Here is a 16,070-nt window from a genome sequence, read left to right as displayed (position 1 = left end):
GATGTAATAACACCGTCGTCAGTTTTTGTCTCGAATGACGCAAAAAGGAGAATGCATTGAAGATTATGGTTCCAGTCAAGCGCGTGGTGGACTACAACGTCAAGGTGCGCGTCAAATCGGACGGCAGCGGCGTCGATATCGCCAACGTCAAGATGAGCATGAATCCGTTCGATGAAATCGCCGTCGAAGAGGCCACTCGTCTGAAAGAAGCCGGCAAGGCGACCGAAATCGTTGCCGTCTCTTGCGGCGTGACGCAATGCCAGGAAACCTTGCGTACCGCCATGGCCATTGGCGCCGATCGCGGCATCTTGGTCGAGACCGATGCCGAATTGCAGCCGCTGGCGGTGGCCAAGCTGCTCAAAGCCGTGGCCGAAAAGGAACAACCGCAACTGGTCATCCTCGGCAAGCAAGCCATTGATGACGACTGCAACCAGACCGGCCAGATGCTGGCCGCCCTGCTGGGCTGGCCGCAAGCGACCTTTGCCTCGAAAGTGGTGATCGAGGGCGACAAGGCCATCGTCACCCGGGAGGTGGATGGTGGTCTGGAAACCGTGTCGCTGGCCTTGCCGGCGATTGTGACCACCGACCTGCGCCTGAACGAGCCGCGCTATGTGACCTTGCCCAACATCATGAAGGCGAAGAAAAAGCCGCTGGAGTCGGTCAAGCCGGCCGATCTGGGTGTCGATGTGGCGCCGCGCCTGAAGACCTTGAAAGTGGCCGAGCCGGCCAAGCGCTCGGCCGGTATCACGGTGCCGGATGCAGCGACGCTCGTTGCCAAGCTCAAGAACGAAGCGAAAGTGATTTAGAGATCCGATGCCGATCCAAGCGATTAAGGGGCAATAAGATGGATAATCGATTCGTCAAAGAGCAGATCCGGATTTGGTTGAAGGAACGTGCCTCTCGGGACGGACCACCACCGGAGCCGGAAAAGATACGTTACGCCGTCGGCTGGGCACTCGGAGATGAGATGCAGCACACAGAACAAGAGCAGCACGACATTGCGCTATCGTAAGCAAGCGCAGCACGATAAACACATTAACTCATTTACCATGACCGCACTTGTCATTGCCGAACACGACAACGCTTCGCTGAAAGGAAGCACCCTCAACACCATTACCGCGGCTGCCCAGTGCGGCGGCGACGTTCACGTGCTGGTTGCCGGTTCGAACTGCGGCGCAGCCGCTGAAGCCGCCTCCAAGGTCGCCGGCGTAGCCAAGGTGCTGGTGGCCGATGCCGCCCACTTCGCCGATGGCCTGGCCGAGAATGTCGCCGAGCAAGTGCTCGCGCTCGCATCCGGCTATTCGCACATCCTCGCGCCGGCCACCGCCTACGGCAAGAACATCGCGCCGCGCGTGGCGGCCCGCCTCGATGTCGGCCAGATTTCCGAAATCACCAAGGTCGACAGCCCGGACACGTTCGAGCGCCCGATCTATGCGGGCAATGCGATTGCCACGGTGCAATCGGCTGACGCGGTGAAAGTCATCACCGTGCGCTCCACCGGCTTTGATGCGGCCGCTGCCGGCGGCAATGCCGCCGTCGAAACCGTGGCCGCTGCCGCCAACCCGGGCAAGTCGGCGTTCGTCTCGCGCGAGCTGGCCAAGTCCGACCGCCCGGAACTGACCGCGGCGAAAGTCATCGTCTCCGGTGGCCGTGGCATGGGCTCGGGCGAGAACTTCAAGATCCTGGAACCGCTGGCCGACAAGCTAAATGCGGCCATGGGCGCATCGCGCGCCGCCGTCGATGCGGGCTTTGTGCCCAACGACTGGCAGGTGGGGCAGACCGGCAAAATCGTGGCGCCGCAGCTTTACATCGCGGTGGGCATTTCCGGCGCGATCCAGCACCTGGCGGGGATGAAGGATTCGAAGGTGATCGTGGCGATCAACAAGGATCCGGAAGCGCCGATCTTCTCGGTGGCCGATTACGGCATCGTCGGCGACCTGTTCGAGATCATGCCCCAGCTCGTGGACGAACTTGGTTGCTAAGGAGAGAAGTGGCTCGAGCGTGGCATTTCCGGCGTGGGATAGTTCACTAGAGGGTGTTATGAACTAAAGTCGGGGAAAGAAATCTGGCGAGCATGAATGCTCGCAAACCGAACCCAAGGGACGTCAGTGATGAAGAATGGGAATTCGTCGTCTCCTATCTTTCTTGTTGCCACTGGATGCTCGACAGCGTGACCACGATTTGCGCGAGGTCTTCAACGAATTGCGCTGGTTGGTGCGCAGCGGGGCGTCTTGGCGACTGATGCCCCACGATTTGCCGCCGTGGCACACGGTGTATCAACAGACGCAGCGCTGGCTCAAAGCAGGCTGTTTCGAGGCCATGGCATATGACCTGCGCATGTTGTTGCGCATGGCAACGAATCGGCCGCCTACGCCGACGGCGGCCGTGATTGACAGCCGAACGTTGCAATCGGCTCGGGAAAGCGGTGGACGGGCTGGGTATGACGGCGCCAAACGGCGCAAGGGATCGAAAGTGCATCTGGCCGTCGACACGCTGGGGCATCTGCTGACATTGCATGTCACGCCGGCAGACCAGCAGGACCGCGAGCAGGTCGCCGAGCTGGCGCAAACGGTTCAAGAGGTGACGGGCGGGACGGTAGATGTCGCCTTTGTCGATCAGGGATACACGGGCGAATTGGCGCAGACCCAGGCACAGGACTTTGGCATGGATTTAGTGGTCGTTAAACATACCGAGGCCAAGCGCGGATTTGTCCTGCTGCCTCGACCCTGGGTGGTGGAGCGAAGCATTGCATGGATGGCCCGCTTCCGCCGCCTGGCGCGTGACTATGAGCGGCTTGCCGACACGCTGGCAGGACTCCATTTCGTCGCATTCGCGTACCTCATGCTTAGTAAGGCTGCTGCCATGTTGGGGCAAGGTTCATAACACCCTCTAGGGAATGACGCCGGGCGGATGTAATAAGGCCGCCGTATCGTGAGGAAGTTCGCCATGAAAACTGAAGACGAAGGTAGCACAGCTGCCAAGCCTGGCCTGACATATTCGTGCGGAGAGGTTCCAGAGGCGGGAACCGCCAAGGAAATCGCGCAGGGGGTGCAGTGGATACGCATGCCCCTGCCGTTCCAACTCGACCATATCAACATGTGGGCAATCCGTGACGGGGCCGGCTGGGCGCTGGTGGATACCGGCATCTGGTCGCCCGATACGGCGGCGGCTTGGCGCCGGTTGTTTTCCGGTGTGCTTGGGGATCCTGTGACGCGAGTCTTCGTCACTCATATGCATCCCGACCATATCGGCATGGCGGGCTGGTTGACCCGTACGTTTGGCTGCAAGCTGTGGATTAGTCGCCTGGAGTACCTGAGCTGTCGCGTGCTAGGAGCCGATACTGGCAGTGAAGCGCCGCAGGACGCCGTGCAGTTCTATCGTCGGGCCGGCTGGAATGAGGACGACATCGAAAACTACCGCACGCGGTTCGGCGGCTTCGGCAAGATGATCTATGCTTTGCCCGACAGTTATCGGCGCCTGCGGGATGGCGAAGAGCTTCATATCGGCGGACGGCTCTGGCGCGTAGTGGTGGGCACGGGTCATTCGCCAGAGCATGTTTGCCTGTACTGCCCTGAGCTAAAGCTGCTGATCTCGGGCGACCAGATATTGCCCCGCATATCATCCAACGTCTCGGTATTTCCCACTGAGCCGGAAGCTAACCCACTCTCAGACTGGCTGGAGTCGCTTGAAAAATTGAGGCGCGAAGTCCCGGACGACGTACTGGTGCTTCCTTCACATAATGAACCGTTTCATGGCTTGCATCATCGGATCGACTCTCTTTTGCAGAGCCAGCAGCGCGCGCTTGAGCGACTGCGGACAGCTTTGTGCGAACCGCGGCGTGTGATCGATGTATACGGGGCACTGTTCGCCCGGGCCATTACCTCGGACCACCATTTGATGAGCATGGCGACGGGAGAAAGTCTGGCCCATCTCAACTATCTCGTAGCCCGGGGTGAAGCTTCGGTGCGAATCGGAGACGACGGCAGCGCCTGGTATCAGATGGCCCCGCCGCCTAACAGCAATTCGCTAAGTACCGCTCTTGCGATCGACCACTAGTACGGTTTCCGCCGCCAGCGCATCGGCCGCTAGCCATTCGAAGTGATCGGGCTTGAGCCGGGACAGGGTCTGGAATTCCTGGGCCACCGTCTGCGCCAGTGAATCTTGTCGTGCCGAGGGGTCGACCGCCAGGCGTAGTGTGACTTCCTCGCGGTTGCCCGGGCAAGTGATCACCGCCTGAGCGGCGCGCACGCCGGGAATGCGGATGGACAACTCCTCCAGTTGCCGAGGATAAATGAAAATCTCCCTCGCCTTGACCGCTTGTCCGACCCGTCCCTGTATTGGGCCGATCCTGCTAACGCATCCGTCATCATTGGTTTCTAGAGCACAGGCGACGTCGCCGGTACCGAAACGAATCAGTGGCCAACCGGGCGAAAGCGTGGTAACGACGATTTGGCCAGGCGTTCCCGCAGCCACTGGCAAGCCGGTGACTGGGTCACAAATCTGCACCAGACGGTCTTCGTGGATTGCATAACCTTCTTGGCCATTCTGTTCGTAGCCAATCAATCCAAAATCGCCGGTGGCGTAGGTGGAGAAGGTTCGAATGCCATAGCGCTCCTCGAGGCGACGGCGCTTGCCCATCCAATCTCCCATCTCGCCGCCCAGTAGAGCAGAGCGTACTTTCCAAGCTCGCGGCAGCTCGTGACCGAGGCCCTCCAGTGTCTCGACCAGGGTCATGAAAAAAGAGGTGGAAGCACAGATGCACGTGACACCCAAGTCGAGCACAATCTTCGCCTGCAATTCGGCGCCGCCGGTCCCGGCAGGAATGACGGTGGCGCCGCAGGCGACCATGCCCTGGTCAAGCAGAAGACCGGCGGGAACGAGGTGATAGGACCAGGTGTTCAGAACGCGGTCGCCCGGCCCTACACCGGCAGCCTGAAACACCCTTGCAAAACCATGTCCATCCCGGTCGGAGCGCAGTTGAGGCTCGTTCAGGGGGCCGGGCGAGACAAAGATGTGCGCGATATCCTCTTCCCGAGCGGCGAGGAACCCGCCGAATGGCGGATGTGATTGCTGAAGCGCTAGCAGTTCGTCCTTGCTGGTGACCGGAAGGCGAGTCAGATCCTGGGCGGTACGCAGGTCTGCTGGCGTCATCCCGGCTCTTTCATAGATTGCCCGTATGGCCGGTGCCATCTGCCAAGCGGTTTCCTGCAAGGCACGCAGACGGGCGAAGCGGTCGATGGTTGTCATGGTCTCTCTCCTCGCAGATAGGTGTTCTTAGCGGCCAGTGAACACCGGCGCTCTTTTTTCGTTGAATGCGGCCAGGCCTTCCTTCATGTCCGCGCTATGGGCATGCACTTCGGAAGCCAGCAGTTCCAGTCGCAAGGCCGATTCGATCGGCTGGGCCAGTCCATCATCAACCAGTGCCTTCATTCGGCGCAAGCCGAGGGGGCTTTTCCGGGTGAGCGTGGCGACTAGCTTGCCGGTAGCGGAATGTAGCTCCGCATCTTCCACAACCTGGTTCACCAGGCCGGCCGCCAGCAATTCCTCGGCCGGCAGGAATTCTCCCGTATAGAGCAGATACTTCGCACGCGTCGGTCCAATCTTTCGCGGCAGTCGTACCGATCCACCGCCGCCCGGAAGCAAGCCGTAGTTGGCGTGCGCGTCGCCCAGCTTGGCTGAGCGGGCTGCGATTACCAAATCACAGCACAGCACCAGCTCAAGGCCGCCGGCGAGCGCCAAGCCGTTGATTGCGGCAACGACCGGCACCGGAAAGCTCTCCACGCGGTTCATGAGGGCCAGTACCTCGCTCAGGAAGTGCCGTGTTCCATTGTCGGTGTCGCCGACCTGGCTTTGCACGTACTTCAAATCGGCGCCGGCGCAGAAAGCGCGTCCATTTCCGGTCAGTACCACGGCACGTACGCCGTCAGTGTTCTGCGCCTGATCCAAGGCTCGGGAAATTCCGGCCAGCACCTGTGGCGTCAATGAGTTCATTGCTTCAGGACGGTTTAGGGTGATCCACATGGCGCCGTCGCGCACCTCGGAAATGATCTCTTCCTCATTCATGGGCTGTCTCCTCTGGTTTGGATTGAGTGTCTTATATTGAACTAATTTCTACCAATTGGAAAGTGAAATAATTAGGTAGTAATTTGATTTACTCTGCGGTAGAATCAAAACTCGAATTCTCAGCCGTGCTGTGGAGTTCACGAGTTCGGATCGGTAGCTTTTGTGTTTCGCATGAGAGGAAAGCAATGATTCTCCCACTTGAAGGCATACGTATTCTTACCTTGGCTGAACAGTATCCCGGACCGTTCGCCACTCTGGTGGCCGCCGATCTCGGCGCCGAGGTAATCATCGTTGAACGAAGCTCCGGAGACCCGGCGCGCCAATATCCTGGCTTTCACGCCTCACTGAACCGGAACAAGAAGTCGGTGGTGTTGGATCTGAAGACGGAGCAGGGCAAGGAAAGTCTGCGTAATCTGATACGTGACGCCGACGTCCTCATGGAGGGATATCGGCCGGGGACTATGGCTCGCCTCGGATTCGATTACGCCGCCACAGCCACAATCAATCCGCGCATTGTCTATCTGTCTATCTCGGGTTTCGGGCAAACCGGCCCTTACCGCGATCGGCCGGCACACGACTTGTCATATCAGGCGCTGGCCGGCCTCCTGTCTCGCCAAGCGAAAACCGGCAGCATCGAAGCACCGCCGGACCTTGCGATCGGCGACCTGTCGTCCGCAATGTTCGCATTGACCGGCATGCTGTCGGCCCTGCTGCGCCGCGAGCGCACCGACCAGGGTGCATATATTGACGTTTCCATGACGGACTGCTTGGTTTCATTGATGACCGCAATGCTGGCGCCTCGCATGAACGGAATGAATGAAGGTTTCGTCAACGACGAGCCAGGTTACGGCACGTTCGAATGCGCGGATGGAAAGTTGCTGACGCTGTCAATCGCGCATGAGGACTGGTTCTGGGAACCGCTGTGCCCGCTGTTGGGTATGGACGACGTGGCCGCATTGCGGCATCCAGAGCGCGTCGCCGAGCAGGCCGTATTGCGAGCGAGAATCGCAGCCGCTTTGAAGTGCCGATCCCGAGAAGAGTGGGGCGCCGAGCTAGAACGGGCCGGAATTCCCTGGGGGCCGGTCAATTCCCTGGAGGAGGTGGTCGCCGACGAGCATTTCCGGCATCGCGGTATGTTCAGGCAAGTGGCGCGTTACGACGGCGGTTCTTCTTGGCACGTGGCTCAGCCATTGGTATTCGGAGGCTCCCACCCGGGGCCGCTAACCGACGTTTCTCCCCTGGGGGCGGACACGGATACCGTGCTGATCAAGTACAAAAATAACTCACGCGTTAATTAAAAGTACCCGACGGTCGGAGTGTTTACTTGCGGGTAAAAACGGTGTATGGTGCCTGCAAGGCCGTTGTGCAGGCAAAGAAAACAATCTGGATGATGGAGGAGTGACACATGGAACAGATTTACGTGGTGGGCGTTGGCATGACGCCATTTGGACGCCACCTAGATGTCAGCATGAAGGCTCTGACCCGACAGGCGGTCGAAGCAGCGTTGGCCGATGCGGGGCTTGGCAAGGAGGCGCTGGAAGCGGCTTTCTTCGCCAACGCGTCGCAGGGCCACATGGAAGGCCAACACATGATTCGCGGTCAGGTGGCACTGCGCGCGATGGGGTTGGGTGGCATCCCGGTTGTCAACGTCGAGAATGCGTGCGCCAGCGGAAGCAGTGCTTTCACTCTTGCGGTTAACCACCTGCGTGCCGGAGCCGCCGATGTCGCGCTGGCAGTCGGCACAGAGAAGATGTATTCAGCGGACCGCGACCGCATGTTCTCCGTGTTTGACAGCGCCTGGGATGTGCACGAGGCCGAGCAAATTCGCGAACGTTTGCTTCAACTGGGGGCGGGTGTCGCGGTCCCGGAGGGAAGCGTCTCGTCCAAGCCGTACAGCGTTTTCATGGATGTGTATGCTGCGTTCTCCCGCGCGCACATGAAGCGCTTCGGAACAACGCAAAGACAGCTTGCCGCGGTGTCAGCTAAGAATCACGCTCACTCCGTTCACAACCCACTCTCGCAGTATCGCAATTCATATACGACCGACGAGGTTCTCGCGGCCCCTCCAATTACCTATCCGCTGACGTTGCCGATGTGCTCGCCGATTTCCGACGGATCTGCCGCCGCCGTCGTTTGCACCGCAGCGGGCATGAAGCGCTGGAATATCGACCCGTCGCGCGCGATCCGCGTACTCGCCTCGATCGTCCATACCGGGTCAGACCGTGACGATGCGGAATACCGCAATCACTGCACCGCCCTGGCTGCGCGCCGCGCATACGAGCTGGCTGGCGTGGGGCCACGCGACATCTCGGTGGCCGAAGTCCATGACGCCACCGCAATGGGAGAAATTATCCAGATCGAGAATCTCGGTTTCTGCGAGTTCGGTGAAGGCGGCCCATTTTCGGAGCGCGGTGAAACCAGCATTGGCGGTCGGATTCCGGTCAATCCCTCCGGCGGTCTGGAGTCCAAGGGACACCCTGTGGGCGCCACTGGTATCGCTCAAGTGCATGAGCTGGTGACACAGTTACGCAACGAGGCCGGCGTCCGGCAAGTGGCCGACGCGCGACTGGCGCTGGCTGAAAACGGTGGTGGGCTTCAGGGCATCGAAGAGGCGGTTGCCTGCATCACCATCCTGGGTCGCTAAAACATCAATCGCAAGCTGCAAGCTGGCGCCGACCAGCGACGCAGCTTAAACAAGGAGACGACAATTGCGTTTAGCCGATTATTTCGACGCGGCCGCGGCGAACTTTCCGCGGCATGAGGCCTTCTTGGATGGGCAAACACGCCTAATCTACAAAGAGGCACAGGAAATGGTGCACGCCACGGCGCACGCTCTGGCCCGTGAGCCGGGCCTACGCGACGGTGCCCATATCGCGATCTACTCGCCTAACGATTATCGCATCAGCTTGCTCCAGATTGCGGTCAACCGGGCGGAGATGGTTTGGGTCGCGCTACATACGCGCAATTCACCAGCCACCAATCTGGCGATGCTGGGATACGCCGACTGCGACCTGGTTTTTTTCCACAGCAGCTTTGAGCATCTTGTGCCGTCCTGGAAGGCTGACCTGCCACAAGTGCAGCGCTTCATCTGCATCGACCGCCAGTCCGAGCACGGCGAGTTCCTGGACACCTGGATTGCCGCACATCGCGAGATGTACGTTGCCATGCCGGAAGACCCTGAGCGGGCGACGGTACTACAGCCGACCGGTGGCACGACCGGCCCGTCAAAGGGTGCGCTGCATTCCCACCGCTCGCTGGAAATGACGCTGATTTCCATCTTCAATATGCTGAAGATTGACTCGGGCTCTCGAATTCTGGCCGTCGCGCCACTGACGCATGCCGCCGCAATGATCACCTTGGCCGGCGCCGCCCGCGGCGCTTGCACGGTGGTGCTGCCCGGCTTCGACGCGCAAGCGGTTCTGGCCACGATCGAGCGCGAGCGCATCACCCATCTATTCATGCCGCCTACCGTCGTGTACGTCCTGCTCGCGACGCCGCAAGTCGCGATGACGGACCTAAGCTCGCTACGTTGCCTCGCAGTCGGTGCCGCCCCGATTGCGCCGGAAAAGCTTAAGGAAGCGGTGCGGGTGTTCGGGCCAGTGATTTATGAGGTGTACGGCCAGAGTGAATGTCTGTTCCCGATAGTGGCCAAGCAGCCGGAGGACTACATCCGTGCAGACGGCAGCTTCGATGAGGAGGCGCTACGCTCAGCTGGTCGCGCCGTTCCCTATGCCCGCGTCGAAATCATGGACGACGACGGCAAGTTGCTCGTTACCGGCGAAAAGGGCGAAATCGTGGTGCGATCTTCGATGGTGATGAAGGGCTATTACAAGAAGCCGGAGGAAACGGCGGAAGTGTCTGGATTCGGCTGGCATCACACCACTGACGTCGGCATTAAGGATGCGCGCGGGCTAATCACCATTGTCGACCGCAAGAAAGACATGATCGTCAGTGGAGGGTTCAACGTCTTTCCGAGCGAGATCGAAGCGGTGCTCAACACTCATCCTGCCGTTTTGGACTGCGCCGTCGTCGGCGTGCCCGACGAGAAATGGGGTGAGGCGGTGAAGGCGGTAATCCAGCTGAAACCGGACCATCAGGCTAGCAGCGACGAGCTGATCTCCCTTTGCAAGCGCGAGCTCGGCAGCGTCAAAACACCGAAAAGCATTGAATTCTGGGACGAACTGCCACGCAGCGCTGTCGGCAAAGTGCTTAAGCGCGACATACGGGAGAAATACTGGCAGGGCCAGTGGCGCTCAGTGTGACCGATCGAACACCGCGCCGGTAGGAAGGCGCGGTCGACCCGAGCGGTCGTTTCATAGACCTATACCTAAGACAAAAAGGAAATTAGTGCATGAACGTCAATAACAAAGTCGCCGTAGTCACCGGAGCCGCATCCGGCCTGGGATTGGCCACTTGCAAGGCCTTGTCCGCCGCGGGAGCCAAGGTGGCGGGATTCGACCTGGATGGTGAGAAAGTGCAGGCCGCGCTTGGGCCGGATATCAAAGGACTGGCAGTTGATGTCGCCAATGAGAGCGATATAAAGACTGGCATCGACACCGTTCTGGAGCTGCACGGCGCCATCCATATCGTGGTTAACTGCGCCGGCATCCTCGGCCCTTGCAAGACTATGTCGAAAGGCCAGCTATTTCCGACCGAATTGTGGGATCGCGTCATTGCGGTGAACCTGAGCGGAACCTTCCACATGATCCGCTATGCGGCGCTCGCCATGTCGCGCAACGAGCAGGACGATAACGGCGATCGCGGCGTATTCATCAACACCGCGTCAGGCGCCGCCTGGCAGGGCCAAATGGGTCAGGCCGCATACAGCGCCAGCAAAGCCGGTGTCATCGGCATGACATTGCCGATCGCGCGCGACTTGGCTGAGCATGGCATCCGCATGGTGGCGATTGCGCCTGGTCTGTTCGATACCGGCATGGCGGCCGGCATGCCGCCCAAGGTGGCGGACAAGCTGATCAATAACATGGTGCTTTATCCCGCTCGCATGGGGCAGCCGGAAGAGTTCGCTGGTTTGGTGCGTCATATCGTTGAAAACTCATATATCAACGCCACCACCATCAGCATCGACGGCGGTGGGCGCGTCGGCACACGTTAGCGGAGTTACCTCGCCGGACGCGCCGAAAGGAGCGCCGGCTGGGAAGTAATTTCGGTGCGCCCGTCACGCGCCGACGCTGAAAACAAAAAACAGGAGACGAGATGAGACAAGGTATCAAAACAGTGAGGTCGGTATGAGTGCGCCTCGGCCGACGGGGAAAGGCACGAAGGTGGTGCTTGCCTCGGAAGGAATCCGCATGGCATTCGGCGGCATCGTCGCGCTCGATAACGTGTCGGTAGAAGTCCGTGACGACGAGCTGTTCGCTATCATCGGCCCGAACGGCGCCGGCAAGACTTCTCTAATGAATTGCTTGAGCGGGTTCTATCGCCCACAGCAGGGGCGGATCTTGCTAAACCAGCAGGATATCAAGGGCAAGCCTGTCCACGAGATCGCGCGTTCAGGGCTGGCCCGGACGTTCCAGGGCACGCATATTTTTTCCGGAATGAGCGTGGTGGACAACATTATGGTGGGTCGGCACATCCACATGCGCGCCACCTTGCCGGAAGCGTTTTTCTATTTCAACCGCACCCGGCGCGAAGAGTTCGAGCATCGTGAAATCGTCGAAGAAATTATCGAGCTGCTGGAGATTCAATCAATCCGGCACCAACCGGTCGGGAGCCTCGGCTACGGCTTGCGCAAGCGAGTAGACCTTGGCCGCGCCTTGGCCCAGGAACCGAAGATCCTGCTGATGGACGAGCCAATGGCCGGCATGAACTCGGAAGAGAAGGAGGACCTTGCCCGCTTCATCCTTGATGTGCGGGAAGCCAAGCGCATCCCAGTTGTACTGGTCGAACATGACATGGGCGTCGTCATGGATCTGGCCGATCGAATTGCCGTGCTCGATTTCGGCCGCAAGATTGCGGACGGTACGCCCGCTGAGATCCAGGTCGATCCGGCGGTCCTAAAAGCCTATCTTGGCGACGGAGGAAAATGATGTTACCCATGTCAACTATTCCGCAGCTGCTACAGCAGCATGCGGACCGGACGCCGGAGCGCCTTTCGCAACGTCATAAGTTTCGCGGAATCTGGCGTGAGTTCAGCTTCGGCAAGGTCCAGGACAACGTGCGTGAGCTGGCACTTGGCCTACATCGGCTCGGTATGCAGCGCGGTGAAACGATTGCGATCATCGGCGAAAACGAACCCGAGCACTTCTGGGCTGAATTCGCGGCTCAGGCACTCGGTTGCAAGGTCGTGTCCCTTTACCCTGACCTGACAGCGGAGGAAGTTGCCTACGTTCTGGAAGATAGCGAAACGGTGTACCTGTTCGCCCAGGACCAGGAGCAAGTCGACAAGGGCTTGGCCATCAGGGACCGCCTACCGCTCCTGCGAGGGATCGCCTATTGGGACAATACCGGCATGTGGTCCTATCGTCAGGATGTGCTGCGCACGGTAACCGGATTGCAGGAGGAGGGGCGGCGCCTGCATCGCGAACAGCCCGAGCTGTATCGCACATTCGTGCAAGAGGGCAAGCCCGATGACATTGCGGTGCTCTCATACACGTCAGGGACAACCGGAAAGCCCAAGGGCGTGATCCTGAGCCACAAATATTTGATAGACAATGCACAGCGCGTCATCGACGCTACCGGTGCCAAGCCGGGCATGGAATATCTCACCTATATCGCTCCAGCTTGGGCGACCGAGCAGATCATCGGCATCACGCTCGGCGTAGGCCTGCCCTTCGTGGTGAATTTTCCGGAAGGGCCGGAACAGGTGCTGAGCAATATCCGCGAACTGGCGGTGGAAGCGATGGTGTTCGCCCCCCGCCAGTGGGAAAGCCTGGCATCGACTATGCAGGCGCGCATGCTCGACGCTGGCAAGATTAGCCGCCGCGTCTACGAATGGGGATTGAGTATCGGCCACGAAGTCAATGTCGCTCGCCTGGAGGGGCGGCCGGTCAGCACGCGAGCGCGCCTGGCATTCCCGCTGGCCGAGGCGCTGGTTTTGCGGCCGTTGCGCGATCAACTGGGCCTGACTCGCCTCCGGATTGCCGGCTGCGGCGGTTCGACCATGGCGCCAGACGTGTTTCGCATGTTCCATGCAATCGGCGTGCCTTTGCGTAATATCTACGGTTCGACCGAGACCGGCCTGCTGACCATGCATCAGGGCGACTGCTACGACCTGGAAACGGTTGGGCACTGGCTGCGCGCTCATCCCGCTGCCGATGCGCCGCTGGAGTGGCAACTGACGAAGGAAGGCGAGTTGCAGATTCGCGGTGGCACGCACTTCCGCGGCTACTACCGCCGCCCCGACGCCTCCGCCGAAAAGGTCATCGACGGATGGTTTCGCACCGGCGATGCGGTCACGCGTAGCCAACGCGACGAGTTGGTGTTTTTGGAGCGCATGAGCGACCTGCGGCGCCTCGCGTCGGGGGAAAGCTTCCCGCCGCAATTCGTCGAAACGCGCTTGCGCTTCAGTCCCTTCATCAAAGACATCATGACAGTCGGTGACGCCACACGCGAATTCGTCGTGGCGCTGATTAACATCGACATGAACGTAGTGTCACGCTGGGCCGAGGAAAAGAATCTCAGCTTTTCCACCTTCACCGACTTGTCGCAAAAGCCCGAAGTGGCGGACTTGCTGCGCACCGAGATACAGCGCGTCAATTCCTTCCTGCCCGCCCATGCGCGGGTTCGCCGTTTCGCCAATTTCCCCAAGGAGCTGGACCCGGATGAGGGGGAATTGACGCGCACGCGCAAACTGCGACGTGAATTCCTGGAGCAGCGTTACGCCGCCGTGATCGACGGTCTGTACGCCGGGGCCGATGCAGTCGATATCCAGATTCCCGTCACTTATCAGGACGGGCGCCAGAGCAGTTTGATCGCCCGGGTCACCATTCACGACAGCGAGACGGCCGCACAGCGCCGCGGAGAAGCTGTCTCCCAGCGGAGGGTAGCATGATCGAGTTTCTGAATTACCTGATCAACGGTGCGCTGATCGGCTTGCTGTATGCGCTGATCGCCATGGGCTTCGTGGTGATTTACCGCGCTTCCAAGGTGTTCAATTTTGCCCAGGGCGAACTGGTCGTGTTTGGCGGCTTCCTGGTCTGGTGGATGATCATGGAGCTAGGCCTGCCGATGTGGGCCGGCCTGCCCCTGGCATTTGCAGCGGCCGTGGCGTTCGGCCTCTTGATCGAGCGCCTGTTCTTCTCGCGCCTGGTTGGCGAATCGGTCTTCTCGATGGTGATGGTAACCATCGGCCTGCTGATTCTAATCCGCGGCGTCATCCTGGTGGCCTTCGGTCCTCAGGTGCGGCCGTTTCCCATCGTATTCCCGCTGGCGCCCATCATGGTCGGTGACCTGCTGATTCCGCGCTCGCTGCTCTACGGGGGACTTCTGACCATCGTCATTGGTTTCGGCTTGTCTTGGTTCTTCAATAAGACGAGAGCGGGCCTGCGCATGACTGCGGTAGCGGAAGACCACCAGGTCGCGATGTCGATGGGAATCTCGGTGCGGCGATCCGTGGCCTTTGCCTGGGCTCTAGGCTCGGTGCTCTCGACCTTAGGCGCGATCGTCTATCTGAGCGGGAAATCGCTCAACCTGCTGACCTCGGAAATCGGCATGGCCGCTTTACCTGTCGCACTCTTGGCAGGGCTCGAGTCGATTGGCGGCCTGTTGCTGGCCGGGCTACTGGTTGGCATCGTACAGGGACTGGCGATGGCCTACCTCGATCCCCTAGTGGGCGGCGCGGTGGGCTCCGTCCTGCCGTTCATCATCATGCTTTTAGTGCTGCTAATCAGGCCGACCGGCATGTTCGGCTGGAAGACTATCGAGAGGGTATAAATCATGGATCCAGCAGGCGTATTCGCAACCAGTTTTGCACGGGATCAGGCGCTGATCCGTACTTCCAATCAGCGCTGGGCCCTGGTCTTGTTCGCATTGTTCATGGCGGCCCTGCCGCTGCTGTTCGAGCCGCGCATTGTCGCCATAGTGACCACGATGCTGATTACGGCGGTGGTGGTGCTTGGCCTTCAGATCAACACCGGCCTGGCGGGACAGATCAATCTCGGGCAAGCCGCGTTCATGGGTGTCGGTGCCTACACTACAGCTATCCTGGCAAGCAAGGCTGGATGGCCGATCTGGGCGGCGCTACCGGTGGGCGGGGTGGCAGCGGCCGTATTCGGTTTCATCTTCGGCATGTCGGCAGTTCGCATCAAGGGCTTCTACCTGGCCCTGACCACCATCGCGGCCCAGATCCTGTTCCACTTCCTGGTGCTCAATCTGCCGGCCTCCTGGCTGGGTGGTTCGGCCGGCATCACGGTGCAGCCGGCGGAGGTTCTGGGATTCCGTTTCGATTCCGACCGTTCCATCTACTACCTCTGCTTAGCGGTGGCGGTGCTCATGCTGTTCGGGGCCTTCAGCGTGGCGCGCAGTCGGCATGGGCGCGCCTTTCTAGCGGTGCGGGACGACGATGTCGCCTCGGGGATGATGGGGATCAACGTAGTCCGTACCAAGGCGGTGGCTTTCTTGCTGGGCGCCTTCTATGCCGGCATTGGCGGCGGCTTGTGGGCGTATTACGTGCGTTTCGTAGCCGTCGACCAATTCACGCTGTTCCACTCAATCTGGCTAATCGCCATGATCATCGTCGGCGGCGTCGGCTCAATCACCGGCGCCCTGATTGGCGTATTCGTGATCAAGCTATCGCAGGAAATCATCAGTTCGGCCGGGTCCACGATTGTGGAGCATGTGCCGTTCCTGGGCGGCGATATCGTCTTCGCCGCCATGAACATCTTTCTGGGGGCGATGATCGCCGGCTTCCTGATATTCGAGCCGCGCGGTCTGATGCACAGATGGCAAATCCTCAAGCGCTCATACCGTTTGTGGCCCTTTCCTTATTGAAGTAAACGGGGACGGCGAGATACGTCGTCTCCCTTGTCGGTGCGTTTGTTCAATAACTA

The 16,070-nt window shown here is 60.0% G+C and carries 13 protein-coding genes and 1 pseudogene; 12 read left to right on the top strand and 2 right to left on the bottom strand.

All coding sequences use genetic code 11. The features are described from left to right. The first annotated feature begins 56 nt into the window (after nt 1–56). The 4 genes and pseudogenes from AC3WOY_RS29220 to AC3WOY_RS29205 all read left to right on the top strand — a co-directional run bounded on the left by AC3WOY_RS29220 (nt 57) and on the right by AC3WOY_RS29205 (nt 4,056). Nucleotides 57–806, top strand: a complete 750-nt coding sequence (locus tag AC3WOY_RS29220) for an electron transfer flavoprotein subunit beta/FixA family protein (protein ID WP_492430085.1) — start codon at nt 57–59, stop codon at nt 804–806. A gap of 243 nt (nt 807–1,049) precedes the next feature. Further along, nucleotides 1,050–1,982 carry an electron transfer flavoprotein subunit alpha/FixB family protein gene (locus AC3WOY_RS29215; protein ID WP_492430083.1) on the top strand — a complete coding sequence of 311 codons (933 nt, stop codon included), beginning with the start codon at nt 1,050–1,052 and terminating at the stop codon, nt 1,980–1,982. A gap of 92 nt (nt 1,983–2,074) precedes the next feature. Next, nucleotides 2,075–2,883 (top strand): annotated as a pseudogene (locus tag AC3WOY_RS29210) (IS5 family transposase). Nucleotides 2,884–2,946: 63 nt separating this feature from the next. Further along, nucleotides 2,947–4,056: an MBL fold metallo-hydrolase gene (locus tag AC3WOY_RS29205; RefSeq protein WP_492430081.1), complete on the top strand. Its 1,110-nt coding sequence runs from the start codon at nt 2,947–2,949 to the stop codon at nt 4,054–4,056. On the opposite strand, the gene AC3WOY_RS29200 is transcribed toward AC3WOY_RS29205, so the two are convergent. Together AC3WOY_RS29200 and AC3WOY_RS29195 are read right to left on the bottom strand one after the other, a co-directional pair. Then, nucleotides 4,027–5,247 (bottom strand): phenylacetate--CoA ligase family protein, encoded by a 1,221-nt coding sequence (locus tag AC3WOY_RS29200; protein ID WP_492430079.1) that lies wholly within the window; start codon nt 5,245–5,247, stop codon nt 4,027–4,029. The two genes, AC3WOY_RS29205 and AC3WOY_RS29200, sit on opposite strands and share 30 nt — an antisense overlap. Before the next feature lie 27 nt (nt 5,248–5,274). After that, nucleotides 5,275–6,063: an enoyl-CoA hydratase/isomerase family protein gene (locus tag AC3WOY_RS29195; protein ID WP_492430077.1), complete on the bottom strand. Its 789-nt coding sequence runs from the start codon at nt 6,061–6,063 to the stop codon at nt 5,275–5,277. Nucleotides 6,064–6,248: 185 nt separating this feature from the next. Here AC3WOY_RS29195 and AC3WOY_RS29190 point away from each other — a divergent pair, with 185 nt between their 5' ends. From AC3WOY_RS29190 to AC3WOY_RS29155, 8 genes are all read left to right on the top strand, one after another. Further along, complete coding sequence (locus tag AC3WOY_RS29190) at nt 6,249–7,361, top strand: CaiB/BaiF CoA transferase family protein (RefSeq protein ID WP_492430076.1); 1,113 nt, start codon at nt 6,249–6,251, stop codon at nt 7,359–7,361. Nucleotides 7,362–7,468: 107 nt separating this feature from the next. Continuing rightward, nucleotides 7,469–8,707, top strand: a complete 1,239-nt coding sequence (locus AC3WOY_RS29185) for a thiolase family protein (protein WP_492430074.1) — start codon at nt 7,469–7,471, stop codon at nt 8,705–8,707. Nucleotides 8,708–8,771: 64 nt separating this feature from the next. Beyond that, nucleotides 8,772–10,325, top strand: a complete 1,554-nt coding sequence (locus tag AC3WOY_RS29180; RefSeq protein WP_492430073.1) for a class I adenylate-forming enzyme family protein — start codon at nt 8,772–8,774, stop codon at nt 10,323–10,325. Between the two features lie 89 nt (nt 10,326–10,414). Further along, a complete protein-coding gene (locus AC3WOY_RS29175) occupies nt 10,415–11,176 on the top strand; it encodes an SDR family NAD(P)-dependent oxidoreductase (protein WP_492430072.1) in 762 nt (253 codons plus the stop codon). Nucleotides 11,177–11,309: 133 nt separating this feature from the next. Beyond that, nucleotides 11,310–12,110, top strand: coding sequence for an ABC transporter ATP-binding protein (locus AC3WOY_RS29170; RefSeq protein WP_492430070.1), 801 nt, complete (start codon nt 11,310–11,312; stop codon nt 12,108–12,110). An 8-nt stretch (nt 12,111–12,118) separates the two neighbouring features. Beyond that, complete coding sequence (locus AC3WOY_RS29165; protein ID WP_492430069.1) at nt 12,119–14,074, top strand: AMP-dependent synthetase/ligase; 1,956 nt, start codon at nt 12,119–12,121, stop codon at nt 14,072–14,074. Then, on the top strand, nt 14,071–14,955 hold the full coding sequence (locus AC3WOY_RS29160; RefSeq protein WP_492430068.1) for a branched-chain amino acid ABC transporter permease: 885 nt from the start codon (nt 14,071–14,073) through the stop codon (nt 14,953–14,955). Before AC3WOY_RS29165 ends, AC3WOY_RS29160 begins: the two co-directional genes overlap by 4 nt. A 3-nt stretch (nt 14,956–14,958) precedes the next feature. After that, the gene (locus AC3WOY_RS29155; RefSeq protein ID WP_492430067.1) at nt 14,959–16,011 is read left to right on the top strand and encodes a branched-chain amino acid ABC transporter permease; all 1,053 of its coding nucleotides are present in this window, start codon (nt 14,959–14,961) and stop codon (nt 16,009–16,011) included. The last annotated feature ends 59 nt before the right edge of the window (nt 16,012–16,070 follow it).

This window comes from Noviherbaspirillum sp. FW303-A3 (assembly GCF_058788695.1).
Note: the sequence above shows the minus strand (reverse complement) of the source record. Positions and strands in the feature narration are given on the sequence as shown.